Source organism: Pseudomonas spelaei (assembly GCF_009724245.1).
GTDB classification, from domain to species: domain Bacteria; phylum Pseudomonadota; class Gammaproteobacteria; order Pseudomonadales; family Pseudomonadaceae; genus Aquipseudomonas; species Aquipseudomonas spelaei.
This window is the reverse complement of record NZ_WNNK01000011.1, coordinates 1-12,451: the sequence shown is the minus strand read 5'-3', so window position 1 is coordinate 12,451 and position 12,451 is coordinate 1. Positions and strand designations below refer to the sequence as shown.

Annotated in this window: 11 protein-coding genes; 7 read left to right on the top strand and 4 right to left on the bottom strand. The window is 59.9% G+C overall.

Translation table 11 applies throughout. The features are described 5' to 3' along the window. Positions 1 to 6: 6 nt before the first annotated feature. A complete protein-coding gene (locus GNF76_RS14385; protein ID WP_155583816.1) occupies positions 7 to 1,164 on the bottom strand; it encodes an efflux RND transporter periplasmic adaptor subunit in 1,158 nt (385 codons plus the stop codon). Positions 1,165 to 1,402: 238 nt separating this feature from the next. Between GNF76_RS14385 and GNF76_RS14380 the strand changes: the two genes are divergently transcribed. The 4 genes from GNF76_RS14380 (at position 1,403) to nudC (ending at position 5,276) form a co-directional block, all read left to right on the top strand. Continuing rightward, the gene (locus GNF76_RS14380) at positions 1,403 to 2,104 is read left to right on the top strand and encodes a response regulator (protein ID WP_155583815.1); all 702 of its coding nucleotides are present in this window, start codon (positions 1,403 to 1,405) and stop codon (positions 2,102 to 2,104) included. A 3-nt stretch (positions 2,105 to 2,107) separates the two neighbouring features. Further along, positions 2,108 to 3,421 (top strand): ATP-binding protein, encoded by a 1,314-nt coding sequence (locus GNF76_RS14375; RefSeq protein WP_155583814.1) that lies wholly within the window; start codon positions 2,108 to 2,110, stop codon positions 3,419 to 3,421. Positions 3,422 to 3,623: 202 nt separating this feature from the next. After that, the gene (locus tag GNF76_RS14370) at positions 3,624 to 4,436 is read left to right on the top strand and encodes a crotonase/enoyl-CoA hydratase family protein (RefSeq protein WP_155583813.1); all 813 of its coding nucleotides are present in this window, start codon (positions 3,624 to 3,626) and stop codon (positions 4,434 to 4,436) included. 6 nt (positions 4,437 to 4,442) lie between these two features. After that, positions 4,443 to 5,276 carry an NAD(+) diphosphatase gene (gene nudC, locus GNF76_RS14365; RefSeq protein WP_155583812.1) on the top strand — a complete coding sequence of 278 codons (834 nt, stop codon included), beginning with the start codon at positions 4,443 to 4,445 and terminating at the stop codon, positions 5,274 to 5,276. On the opposite strand, the gene GNF76_RS14360 is transcribed toward nudC, so the two are convergent. Next, entirely contained in the window at positions 5,244 to 6,023 is a 780-nt protein-coding gene (locus tag GNF76_RS14360; protein ID WP_155583811.1) for a TSUP family transporter, read from the bottom strand. The two genes, nudC and GNF76_RS14360, sit on opposite strands and share 33 nt — an antisense overlap. A 177-nt stretch (positions 6,024 to 6,200) precedes the next feature. Beyond that, the gene (locus tag GNF76_RS14355) at positions 6,201 to 7,439 is read right to left on the bottom strand and encodes an acyl-CoA dehydrogenase family protein (RefSeq protein WP_155583810.1); all 1,239 of its coding nucleotides are present in this window, start codon (positions 7,437 to 7,439) and stop codon (positions 6,201 to 6,203) included. A gap of 267 nt (positions 7,440 to 7,706) precedes the next feature. Between GNF76_RS14355 and sfnG the strand changes: the two genes are divergently transcribed. After that, the gene (gene sfnG / locus GNF76_RS14350; RefSeq protein WP_155583809.1) at positions 7,707 to 8,831 is read left to right on the top strand and encodes a dimethylsulfone monooxygenase SfnG; all 1,125 of its coding nucleotides are present in this window, start codon (positions 7,707 to 7,709) and stop codon (positions 8,829 to 8,831) included. An 11-nt stretch (positions 8,832 to 8,842) separates the two neighbouring features. Here the strand turns inward: sfnG and GNF76_RS14345 are convergent, their stop codons facing one another. Continuing rightward, positions 8,843 to 9,934, bottom strand: a complete 1,092-nt coding sequence (locus GNF76_RS14345) for a GNAT family N-acetyltransferase/peptidase C39 family protein (RefSeq protein WP_155583808.1) — start codon at positions 9,932 to 9,934, stop codon at positions 8,843 to 8,845. A gap of 92 nt (positions 9,935 to 10,026) precedes the next feature. Between GNF76_RS14345 and GNF76_RS14340 the strand changes: the two genes are divergently transcribed. Then, positions 10,027 to 11,613: a RimK family protein gene (locus tag GNF76_RS14340; protein WP_155583807.1), complete on the top strand. Its 1,587-nt coding sequence runs from the start codon at positions 10,027 to 10,029 to the stop codon at positions 11,611 to 11,613. Between the two features lie 6 nt (positions 11,614 to 11,619). Beyond that, the coding region (locus GNF76_RS14335; protein WP_155583806.1) for a magnesium transporter CorA family protein at positions 11,620 to 12,451 on the top strand (832 nt) is incomplete at its 3' end.

Below are 12,451 nucleotides of genomic sequence, written 5' to 3'. Positions count from 1 at the left end.
TTTCTCTTACTGGCCAGGCGCTTGGGCGACTGGCTCGGGGCTGTCATCGACCTGGACCTGTTCGCCAGGACGCGCGTGTTGCAGGCCTTCCACGACAATGCGGTCACCGGGCTTGAGGCCGCTGGTGACGATCCAGCGATCATTGATCACCGATCCCAGCTCAACAGGGTGCAGGCTGACCATTTGCTTGGCGTCCAGCAGCAACACCATGGGAATGCCGGCGCTGTCGCGGGTGATGGCGCGTTGCGGCACGCTGATGCCTTGTTGGTCGACGGCTTGTTCCAGGCGCACGCGGATGAAGCTGCCGGGCAACAGGTCGAGGTCCGGGTTGGGGAACTCGCTGCGCAGGATGATCTGGCCGGTGCCCGGGTCAACGCTGATCTCGGCGAACAGCAACTTGCCGGGCAATGGGTAGAGGCTGCCGTCATCCTGGATCAGTGTGGCCTTGGCCTGGTCCTGGCCGACCTGTTTCAAGTTTCCGGCGCGAAAGGCCCGGCGCAAGTCATTGAGCTCGCGGGTGGACTGGGTCAGGTCAGCGTGGATCGGGTCCAATTGCTGGATGACGGCCAGCGGCGTGGCTTCGTTCTGGCCTACCAGGGCGCCTTCGGTGACCAGGGCCCGGCCGATGCGCCCGGAGATCGGTGCGGTGACGGTGGCGTAGCCCAGGTTCAGCTTGGCTCGCTGTACGGCGGCCTGATTGGCGGCGACTTCAGCGGCGGTTTGCAGGGCGGCGGCGCGGGCGTTGTCATACTCCTGGGCGCTGATGGCGTTGCCGTCTACCAACTGGCTGTAACGTTGTTCCTGCAAGCGGGCCTGAAATGCGTTGGCTTGGGCCTTGCGCAGGCTGGCCTGGGCGCTGTCCAGGTCGGCCTTGAACGGTGCCGGGTCGATACGGAACAGCACGTCACCCTGTTTGACGTCATGGCCTTCCTTGAACACCCGTTGCAGCACTACACCCGCGACCCGGGCACGCACTTCGGCGATGCGTGGCGCCGCGATCCGCCCGCTCAGCTCGTTGCTGATGGACAGGGGCTTGGCTTCGAGGGTTTCGATGCGTACTTTGGCCAGCGGCATTTCGGGGGCGCCACTGGAAGAGTTGTCACAAGCGCTCAATGTCAGTGCCAGGGCTAACAGGCAAAACGGCGCAAACAGATTCTTCGACATGCTTATATCCCAATATTGACTGGCGCATCCTACGGGCGCCTCCGTCACAGTGCTGTGAAGCTGTGTAGGGGGTGTGTGAAGAAATGTAAGGTGCGAGCGCGCTTCGGCACGCGGGCGTATATCCTTGCACAATCCTGCAAACACTGAAGATCAAATGTGGGAGCGGGCTTGTGTGGGAGCAAGCCCGCTCCCACATTGGATCTCTGTATGACCAACAACTGTATTATTTGGAAACACCATGCCCAACATCCTCCTGGTGGAAGACGACGCCGCACTCTCCGAGCTGATTGCCAGCTACCTGGAACGCAATGGCTATCACGTCAATGTGCTTAGCCGTGGCGACCACGTGCGCGAGCGGGCCCGGCTCAACCCGCCGGACCTGGTCATTCTTGACCTGATGCTGCCGGGCCTCGACGGTCTGCAAGTCTGTCGATTGTTGCGTGCCGACTCGGCGAGCTTGCCGATCCTGATGCTCACCGCCCGCGATGACAGCCACGACCAGGTACTGGGCCTGGAAATGGGCGCCGACGACTATGTGACCAAACCCTGCGAGCCCCGGGTATTGCTGGCCCGCGTGAGAACCCTGTTGCGTCGCAGCAGCCTCACCGAACCTCAAGTGGCCAACGACCAGATTCTCATCGGCAACCTGTGCATCGACTTGTCGGAGCGTTCTGTGAGCTGGCGCGACCAACCGGTGGAGTTGTCCAGCGGTGAATATAATTTGCTGGTGGTCCTGGCCCGGCATGCCGGTGAAGTGCTCAGTCGTGACCAGATCCTGCAGCGTTTGCGGGGTATCGAGTTCAACGGCACCGACCGCTCGGTAGACGTGGCGATTTCCAAGCTGCGGCGCAAGTTCGACGATCACGCTGGTGAAGCGCGCAAGATCAAGACGGTGTGGGGCAAGGGCTACCTGTTCAGCCGTTCCGAGTGGGAATGCTGATTCATGTTCAGAGTTCTGATTCGCCTCTACCTGATTACTATCGTCACCTACAGTGCGGCGATTTACCTGATTCCGAAGGTGGTGATCCAGGTCTTCGAACACCGTTACATGAACTACAACGTCGAACAATCCCGGGGTACGCAGAGCCTGATCGTCAACGAATACCGGCGGGTACCGGTGGAGCAGTGGGCGAATGTCACGGTGCGGCTCGCAGCGGATTTCGCGCCGTTGAAAATCCAGTTGCTGCGTATCCAGGACGCCAGCTACACCCCGGAGGAGCATCGTCTGCTGGAGCAGGACCAGCCGGTGATTCGACTCGGGGAATGGGGTTGGATGGATGACATCAGTTCTCCCCTGGACGATCAACTGGTGGTTAAGCTATCGGTACCGCCGGACCCGCTGGACATGAACCTGCTGTTCTGGAGCATGAACGTACTGATCGGTGCGGCGCTGTTGGCGGGCCTGTTGTACTGGCTGCGGCGCCACTGGCGCGACCTGGATCGCCTCAAGAGTACGGCGACCCAACTGGGGCAGGGCAATCTGGAGGCGCGCACGCATATTCGCTCCAGTTCCAACATCGGCAGCCTGGCGGTGGTGTTCGACACCATGGCCAACGACATCGAACACCTGCTCAACCAGCAACGCGACCTGCTCAATGCGGTCTCCCACGAGCTGCGCACGCCGCTGACCCGGCTGGACTTCGGCCTGGCGCTGGCGCTCTCCGATGACCTGCCGGCGCCGAGCCGCGAACGCCTGCAAGGCCTGGTAGCACACATTCGTGAGCTGGATGAACTGGTGCTTGAGCTGCTCTCCTACAGCCGCCTGCAAAACCCGGCGCAATTGCCGGAGCGGGTGGGGGTGGTGCTGGACGAGTTTGTCGACAGTATCCTGGGCAGTGTCGACGACGAACTGGAAAACCCCGAGATCGTGATCGATGTGGTGCTGGATTGCTCCGTGGAGCGCTTTACCCTCGACCCGCGGCTTACCGCCCGCGCCCTGCAAAACCTGCTGCGCAATGCCATGCGTTATTGCGAACGGCGGATTCAGGTGGGGGTCAAGGTATGCCCCAAGGGCTGTGAGATCTGGGTCGATGACGACGGGATCGGTATTCCGGCGGATCAGCGTGAGCGTATTTTTGAACCGTTCTACCGCCTGGATCGCAGCCGCGATAGAGCCACGGGTGGTTTTGGCCTGGGGCTGGCAATCAGTCGGCGGGCGCTGGAAGCGCAGGGCGGGACGTTGACGGCCCAGGCCTCGCCATTGGGTGGAGCGCGATTCCGGCTGTGGCTGCCGAGCCAGAAAACACCGCAATGCTAAAGTGGGAGCGGGCTTGCTCGCGAATGCAGAGTGTCAGTCAGTACATGAGCAAACTGACCCACCGCATTCGCGAGCAAGCCCGCTCCCACATTTAGCCCCAGCGTCCTTCAGTCCTGTTTTTGGCGCATGCACAGCCTTACCCCGCATCCCGCAGCCTTGTTATAGTTCGGCCCTTATCAGCCGCCAGTCAAGGATCACTGCCATGTCCGAATACCAAGCCTTTGTCGTCGAACTCACAGGCAACGTCGCCCATGTGCAGATCAACCGCCCGGAAAAGATCAACGCCATGAACGCCGCGTTCTGGACTGAGATCATCGACATCTTCCAATGGATCGAAGACACCGACGCCGTGCGTGCGGTGGTGATTAGCGGTGCCGGCAAGCACTTTTCCTCGGGCATCGACCTCATGATGCTGGCCTCGGTAGCCAATGAATTCGGTAAGGATGTCGGCCGTAACGCCCGCCTGCTGCGGCGCAAAATCCTGCAACTGCAAGCCTCGCTCAACGCTGTCGACAACTGCCGCAAGCCAGTATTGGCGGCCATCCAGGGTTATTGCATCGGCGGGGCGATCGACCTGATCAGTGCCTGCGACATGCGTTACGCTGCCGGTGATGCGAAGTTCTCTATCAAGGAAATCGACATCGGCATGGCCGCCGACGTGGGCACCTTGCAACGACTGCCACGGATTATCGGCGACGGTATGTTGCGCGAGTTGGCCTACACGGGTCGCCAATTCGACGCCGAAGAAGCACGCAGTATCGGTTTGGTCAATCGCGTGTACAGCGATCAGGAAAGCCTGCTGGCCGGTGTGATGGACATCGCCCGCGAAATTGCCGCTAAATCACCGATTGCCGTGACCGGCACCAAAGCCATGATCAGCTACATGCGTGACCACACGATCAATGACGGTCTGGAATACGTTGCCACCTGGAACGCAGCTATGCTGCAATCCAATGACCTGCGCGTGGCCATCGCGGCCCACATGAGCAAGCAGAAACCCGAATTTGTGGATTGACTGAACATGACTCCAGGCTGGATAACCACGACGTTGCTGGACAATGAAACCCCTGGCGGCTGGGCCGTGGCCCGTAGCCGCGACGGCTTTTTGCGGGACGACAACGGGCCGCTGTTCCCTCGGGAGTGGCTCAAGCGCCAGGATATTTCGGTGTTCGCCGAACATGGCATTGGTCATCTGGACGGGGAACCGGTGTACCTGCTGGAGCTCAACTCCGCCGGTGACCTGCCGGGCTGCAGTTGGCAGGGGCTGCGTGGCTTCATGCTGCAGGGCGATCACACGCTGTACAAAGTGCTGGGGTATGCCGCGCAAATCGGTACCTGGGCCCGTGAGCACCGTTTTTGTGGCAGTTGCGGCCAAGCCATGGTCCAGGTGCCACGGGAACGGGCGATGTTCTGCCAGGCGTGTGACCTGCGCAGTTACCCGCGAATTTCACCGAGCATGATCGTGCTGGTGACCCGGGGCGATGAGATTCTGCTGGCCCGTTCGCCGCGCTTCGTCACTGGGGTCTACAGCACCCTGGCCGGGTTTGCCGAGCCGGGAGAGTCCGCCGAAGACTGCCTGATTCGCGAGGTGCGTGAGGAAGTGCAGGTTGAGGTGAAGAACATCCAGTACATGGGCAGCCAGTGCTGGCCGTTCCCGCACTCGATGATGCTGGGGTTTCACGCCGAATACGCCGGCGGCGATATCGTGCCTCAAGCCGACGAGATCGAAGATGCGCAGTGGTTCAACATCCATGAGTTGCCGCCATTGCCGGCGTCACGCTCGATTGCCCGCTACCTGATCGATCTCTACCTGGCCCCTCGCTTAGGTCACGTTGAACCAGTGCTGCCAGGCTAGGCGCACCGTCAGGCCCAGGACCACGGTGATAAACACCGGGCGAATGAATTTGGCGCCGCCGCTGATTGCGCTGCGTGCGCCAAAGAACGCGCCCACCATCACCGAAAAGCCCATGCACAGGCCGACGATCCAATCCACCGAGCCGTTGAAGATGAACACCGACAGCGCGGCTGCGTTGCTGACGAAGTTCATGCTGCGCGCCACGCCGCTGGCCTTTACCAGGTCGATGGGGTGCAGCAGCATCGTGCTGACGGTCCAGAACGCGCCGGTACCGGGCCCGGCGACGCCATCGTAGAAGCCCAGGCCGAAGCCTTGGGTCGACTGCCATTTCTTCTTGATCGGCGCATCGTTATCCAGCGCAGCCTTGGGCGTACCGCCGAACAGCAGGTACAGGCCGCAGCCGAAGACAATCACCGGCAGCATCTTGTTCAGGGTTTCGGCGGGCAGGTAGTGGGCGACGATGGCCCCGGTAAGTGCACCGATCAAGGTGCCGACGATGGCATGCACCCACTGCCTTGGATGGAACAGCTTGCGCCGGTAGAAGGTAAAGCTGGCGGTGGCCGAACCGAACGTCGAGCTGAGTTTATTGGTGCCCAGTACCAGATGAGGCGGCATACCGGCGGTCAGCAGTGCCGGGGTGGTCAGCAAGCCACCGCCGCCGGCAATGGCATCGATGAAACCGGCGATAAACGCGACGAAGGCCAGTATGGCCAGGGTGGTGAGGTCAACGCTGAGTTCGAAGGGCATGGGATCGACTTAATTCGGCGGGCGCAGAAAGGGGCTGCGCGAAAGGTCGATATCTTACCCATAACCTGATCCTGCGGCGACCCCATCGCGGGCAAGCCCGGCTCCCACATTTGGAATGCATTCACCTGTGGGAGCCGGGCTTGCCCGCGATGAGGGCCTTGAATTCACTGCAAATGCTTAACTCTTCGCTGGCCCATTGCCAATCTGCCAGACAAAGGGTGGCTCGACCCCATTGATCACCCAATCCCCGACAATTCGTGCCTTGTAGATCACCGGATTATGCGATGACACCGTCCGCGCGTTGCGCCAGTGCCGGTCGAGGGATTTGCCCTCGCGAACATCCGAGGCGCCCAACGCGTTGAACAACTCACTCGTGGCCCGCTGGATCAGTTCAGACACGACCACCTGGGCTTTGGCCGACTCGATTTCGGCCGCCACGTTTGCTTCGTGCTCGACGGCATCGTCCCCGCCAAACCGCGCCAGGTAGGCCCGCTGTGCAGGGTATGCGGCTTTTATCGCACCGGCCTCGGCGGCATACACCAGTGCTGCCACTTCCCCGACCACCTGCTGAATCTGCGCATCCTGGCTCACATGTGCGGCATTGCCGTGGCTGTAGATACGTTTACGCACACGGACCTGATGGGCCACATCATTGAGCGCCGCACGACCGATACCCGCCAAGGTCGCCAGCAACACCAGTTGGTAAAACGCTGTCTGGTATTTGAACCGTGTTGCAAAGTCGATCAGGTTGTCGGCTTCCACCACGGCGTCGTTGAACCGTGACGTGCCGCTGCCGGTGGTGCGCTGGCCAAAACCGTCCCAGTCATCGCTTTGCACAACACCTGGCTGGCGGGTGCGGGTAGCGGCAATCACGTCGGCGCCGGTGTCGCTGCGTTGAGCGTAGACATCGATCCAATCGGAAAAAATGCTGCCGGTGCTGTAGAACTTTTCACCGTTGAGTTTCCACTTGTCACCGTCGGGGCTGACCTTGGTGACGACGTCGCCGATGGCCACGTTGCCGATTTCGGTCCAGGCGCAGCCAACGATGTCGCCGTCGACAAAACGCTTGAACCACAGGTCCCGCGCGGCCCCTGGTGTGGCATTCAAACGGTCCTCGGCGAACGCGAAGTGCCCGCGCAAGGCCTGGGGCACATTGGAGTCGGCTTCAGCCAACTCGATCAGCAGCTCAAACAGTTGGGGCAGGGAGGCGCCGCCGCCGCCGTATTCCACCGGCACTCGTACGGCGCCGAAACCGGCTTCCTTGAGCCACTGGATCGGTTCGAAGGGCAGGGCGCGGGTTTGTTCGCGCGCCACGGCGCCAGAGGCGATGCGTTGAAAGAGGGGGCGGAAGCGCTCGGCCAGGGTCTGGTAGTCGACGCCGGTGGACAGCGGGTTGATGACATGATGCTCGGTCATGGTTACGGCTCCTTGGAAGGGGGGGCATTGCCAAGACCATTGCAGAGTCCGTGCCGAGGGATAACCCCTGTGTTTCCTGGGCGGGGCTTGTGGCGAGTGTTGCTCCACCAACAGTGATCCAACAAACCTTCAGGATCCGCAACAGCCAACAGCCAGGCATTTTTACCCGCGAACTCCTCCCGGAGCCCTTTGGTACGGGGCTTTGGGATTCACTGGCACGCTTGCTGCTCCATCAGCGGTACATCCCCTGTCCAGAGGTATCGCTCAATGAGCCAGCAAGCCGTCAAATTTGCCTATTGGGTACCCAACGTCAGCGGTGGGCTGGTGGTGAGCAAGATCGAACAGCGCACCAGCTGGGGTATCGACTACAACCGCAAACTGGCACAACTGGCCGAAGCGGCCGGTTTTGAATATGCCCTGACTCAGATCCGTTTCACTGCCGGTTATGGCGCCGAATACCAGCATGAGTCCGTCGCGTTCAGCCATGCGCTATTGGCGTCCACCACCAAACTGAAAGTCATCGCCGCGATCCTGCCAGGGCCGTGGCAACCTGCGCTGGCGGCCAAGCAATTGGCGACCATCGACCAACTGACCAATGGCCGTATTGCCGTGAATATCGTCAGCGGCTGGTTCAAGGGTGAGTTCCATGCCATCGGTGAGCACTGGCTGGAGCATGACGAGCGCTATCGCCGTTCCGAAGAGTTTATTCGCGTCCTCAAAGGCATCTGGACCCAGGACAACTTTACCTTCAAGGGCGACTTCTACCGCTTCAACAACTACAGCCTCAAGCCCAAGCCCTTGGGCGAGCCCCATCCGGAGATCTTCCAGGGCGGCAGTTCCAGAGCCGCGCGGGATATGGCTGCACGGGTCTCGGACTGGTACTTCACCAATGGCAACACCCCGGAAGGCATCAAGGCTCAGGTCGATGACATCCGTGCCAAGGCGGCGGCGAACAACCACTCGGTGAAGGTTGGAGTGAACGCTTTTATCATCGCCCGCGACACCGAGGAAGAAGCCCGCGCCGTGCTGGCGGAAATCATCGACAAGGCCGATCCGGAAGCGGTCAATGCCTTTGGTGACGCAGCCAGGCAGGCCGGCAAAGCCTCACCGGAAGGCGAGGGCAACTGGGCCAAGTCCAGCTTTGAAGACCTGGTGCAGTACAACGACGGTTTCAAGACCAACTTGATCGGCACTCCGCAACAGATTGCCGAACGTATCGTCGCCCTGAAAGCCGTGGGTGTGGACCTGGTGCTGGCGGGGTTCCTGCATTTCCAGGAGGAGGTGGAATACTTCGGCAAGCGCGTGCTCCCACTGGTGCGGGAGTTGGAGGCCAAGGCCGTTGTAGCCGCTGCCGAGCCTGCGAGGCTGCGATCGGCGGCGCAGCCGTCGTAGGGGGCATTGCCTTACCCGTACACCACCACCGCCGCCCGCAGCTTGTTATTGCCAAACCGGCACATTCGCTCGAACTCCCCATGGCTGACCGGCAGATGCTGGCAGTCCATGGGTTGGCGATGCTGGCTGTGGTCCACGTCCGGATCATGCAGGTAGACAAACTCCTCATCGCAATCCGTCACGATTACCCAATGCGGTGACTTGGAGCGCGTCAACCGATAGCTGCTGATCAGCACCAGTGGCTGGCCTCCATCGTTCAATAGCTGCACCAGGTCCAGCGGCCCACCGAGAACCTGCTCAACGTCGCTGCCGGCCAGTTCTTCTTCAAAAGCCTCATGCACCAGGCGCATGACGTCTTTTTTATGCTGATCACGCACGCCATCGAGAAACAGCGGCCCACGGACATTCACTTGCATGCGCACCCGAAAACCCCGGCGCCATGCGGCCAGCGCCAGGCCCTGAGGGCTGCAACCCCCATGGCCGGCGGTCATGAATACGGTGGTCGCTTCGCGCCAGATCTGCAGCTCTTCACGGCGCCGGGTCACACGGTCCGGCTCCAGGGCCCCCATGGCCATCAACAGGCAAGCCGCGCCGCAGGTGAAGTCGGTGGTCTGCTGGTAATAGGGCACACTCAAGGCCCGCGCGTCATGGTGCTGCAGAATGCGTTTTTCCAGGCGCAGGGCGTCGGTGTGGTCTTCGTAATAGTCGTTGATCAGGGCAAAACGCCGGTAGCCATTGCGTTCGTACAGCGCGATGGCGCCAGGATTGTCGGTACGCACTTCAAGGCGCAGGTAGGCGCAGTCGTGTTCCAGGGCGCAGGCTTCGATGCGGGTCAGTAGCTGTTTGCCCAAGCCCATACCTCGGGCAGGCTCGGCGATGGCAATGGAGTACAGGCGCGCCAGCGACGTGCCACGGTGGAACAACACCAAGGCATAACCGAGCAATTGCCCATCGTTTTCGGCCACCAGCAACTGTGCGTGGGCACGGCTGATCATCCACTGGAAACTGCGGGGGGAGAGCCGGTCAGTGGTGAAACAGTGCTGTTCCAATGCCACCAGTCCTGGCAAATCATCGAGTGTTGCAACGCGAAAGGAAAGAGCCATATAACCGCCGTAAAAGTTGCGTAACGAAACGGGACTTCTCTGAAAGATCGTGCTTAATAGAAAAGGTCAAGTTCTCTAGCGGATCAATCAATATGTCAGCGGTACAAAGTCATTGGCGAGAAGTATCCGAGCAAACAGTGGCGGCGACAATAACTTCCGGCGGTTATTTTTCCACACCTCCCAGGAGTGCAAGTCAAGTCGTGATTATTGTCGAGCGCAAGGAAGACTGGGCGTCCTACTTTCCCAGTGAAGACATTGTCACCGCCCAGGAATACCTCGAACACCCCCGGGAGAACGAGGCAGGCAAACGGGTACAGGTGATCAACCTGTGCCGCAGCTACAAGTACCTGGGGCACGGCTACTACTGCTCGCTGCTGGCCGAGGCGCGGGGGCACAAAGTGATTCCGTCGGTTCGGACCATCAGTGAGTTGACGAAAAAATCCCTGTATGGCCTGGCCCTGGATGACCTGGATAAAACCCTCGATAAAGCCTTGAGTCATCACCTTTACAGTAATACCGAAGGTTTTACCCTGACACTTTATTTTGGCCGAACCAATATTGATCCATTGCAGGATTTGGCCCGGCAGTTATTTGAAGCGTTTCCGTGCCCGATTCTGTTAGTTGAATTTCGCAAGAACAATGGTTGGCACATTGAAGGTATAAAGTCCGGCGTTCTGCATAAGTTGCGTGACGATCAGGAAGATCAATTCGCCAATGCCCTGGACAACTTCAGTCGCAAGATCTGGCGGCAGCCACGTTCCCGGCGACTGGCCCGTTATGACCTGGCAATCCTTCATGATCCCCAGGAGCAGTTGCCGCCTTCCAATGCCAAGGCGCTGGAAAATTTCGTGCGGGTCGGCAAAGGCTTGGGCATCGATGTCGAGCTGATCGAGCGCAAGGACTACGCTCGATTGGCCGAATACGACGCCTTGCTGATCCGCGAGACGACCAGTGTCGACAACCACACTTACCGCTTTGCGAAAAAAGCCGAGAGCGAAGGGCTGGTGGTGATGGATGATCCTGCATCGATTCTGCGCTGTACCAACAAGGTCTACCTGACGGACCTGCTGAAAAGCCATCAACTGGGCATGCCCGCCACCGAGATTCTCTACAAGGAACGACCGGAAGATTTCGAACGGGTCGGCGAGCGCCTGGGCTTCCCCCTGGTGCTGAAAATCCCTGACGGTTGTTTCTCTCGTGGGGTGATCAAGGTGGAAAGCCAGCAAGCACTGCTGACGGCCACCGCCGAACTGTTCGAACACTCGGTGCTGTTGCTGGCCCAGGAGTTCTTCTACACCGAGTACGACTGGCGCATCGGCGTGCTCAACCGCAAGCCGATTTTTGCCTGCCAGTACTTCATGTCCAAGGGCCATTGGCAGATCTACAACCACAAGGCCATCGGCCAGGACATCAACGGAGAATGCCGCACCCTGGCGGTTCACGAGGCTCCGAAGGCGGTGGTGGAGCTGGCGGTGAAAACTGCGAACCTGATCGGTGACGGGCTGTACGGTGTGGACTTGAAGCAGTCCGGCGACAAAGTGGTGGTGATTGAAGTCAACGACAACCCGAATATGGATGCCGGGATTGAAGATGCCTACCTGCAAGACGACTTGTATTCCCTGGTACTGGAAGAGTTCGTCCGACGCCTGGAGTTGAAACGTCAAGGCCAGGTCTGGTGATCGACCATGATCCAGCGCTTTGAGTTGAGCGAGGGCGCATTGCATCACACCGAACATGACCGCGCCGAAATCCTGCTGTTCAGTAACCCTGATCGTGTTGAACGCGAACTGCTGCGCGAACGCTACAAGCTCGATGAGCACGCCCTGGCCTCGGCGCTGGACCCGGACGAGGTGTCGCGCATCGAGTTCCATCCCGACAACCTGTTCCTGATCTGGAAACGTCCGGAAAACTACTCTGGCGGCAGCAATCTGGTATTTGAAGTCTCGTCTTGCGGATTGCTGTTCTCGCAAAACCGCCTGCTGGTGATCGCCACCGGCGATAGCCAGCTTTCCGGGCTGGGCGCACGCAGACCACTGCATACGCCGCTGGACGTGCTGCTGGATCTGTTGCTCAACAACGTCCATCACTATTTGGGCCACCTGAAGGTGATCAAGCTGGTCGCCCGGGAGTTACAGCAGCAGTTCAATGCCTCGATGAGCAACCGCCACCTGATGCAGATGTTCAGCCTCAGCGAAAGCCTGATCTATTACATCAACGCCCTGCACAGCAATGGCGCGGTGCTGACACGACTGCGCAACCATGGCGAAAAGGAGCATTTCAGCACCGAGACCCTGGGATTGATCGATGACCTGATCATCGAGAACAACCAGTGCTACAAACAGGCGGAAATCTACTCCAACGTGTTCTCCGGCTTGATCGATGCCCGGGGTAACTTGATGAACAACAGCATGAACAACCTGCTGCGCAAGCTGACGTTGATCAACGTGGTGTTTCTGCCGTTGAACCTGATCGCCAGCATTGGCGGGATGTCCGAATTCAGCATGATGACGGCGGGTA

Coding starts and splice junctions, on each gene's coding strand:
- GNF76_RS14385 (WP_155583816.1), bottom strand. CDS start 1,164: ATGTCGAAGAATCTGTTTGCGCCGTTTTGCCTGTTAGCCCTGGCACTG.
- GNF76_RS14380 (WP_155583815.1), top strand. CDS start 1,403: ATGCCCAACATCCTCCTGGTGGAAGACGACGCCGCACTCTCCGAGCTG.
- GNF76_RS14375 (WP_155583814.1), top strand. CDS start 2,108: ATGTTCAGAGTTCTGATTCGCCTCTACCTGATTACTATCGTCACCTAC.
- GNF76_RS14370 (WP_155583813.1), top strand. CDS start 3,624: ATGTCCGAATACCAAGCCTTTGTCGTCGAACTCACAGGCAACGTCGCC.
- nudC (WP_155583812.1), top strand. CDS start 4,443: ATGACTCCAGGCTGGATAACCACGACGTTGCTGGACAATGAAACCCCT.
- GNF76_RS14360 (WP_155583811.1), bottom strand. CDS start 6,023: ATGCCCTTCGAACTCAGCGTTGACCTCACCACCCTGGCCATACTGGCC.
- GNF76_RS14355 (WP_155583810.1), bottom strand. CDS start 7,439: ATGACCGAGCATCATGTCATCAACCCGCTGTCCACCGGCGTCGACTAC.
- sfnG (WP_155583809.1), top strand. CDS start 7,707: ATGAGCCAGCAAGCCGTCAAATTTGCCTATTGGGTACCCAACGTCAGC.
- GNF76_RS14345 (WP_155583808.1), bottom strand. CDS start 9,934: ATGGCTCTTTCCTTTCGCGTTGCAACACTCGATGATTTGCCAGGACTG.
- GNF76_RS14340 (WP_155583807.1), top strand. CDS start 10,027: ATGTCAGCGGTACAAAGTCATTGGCGAGAAGTATCCGAGCAAACAGTG.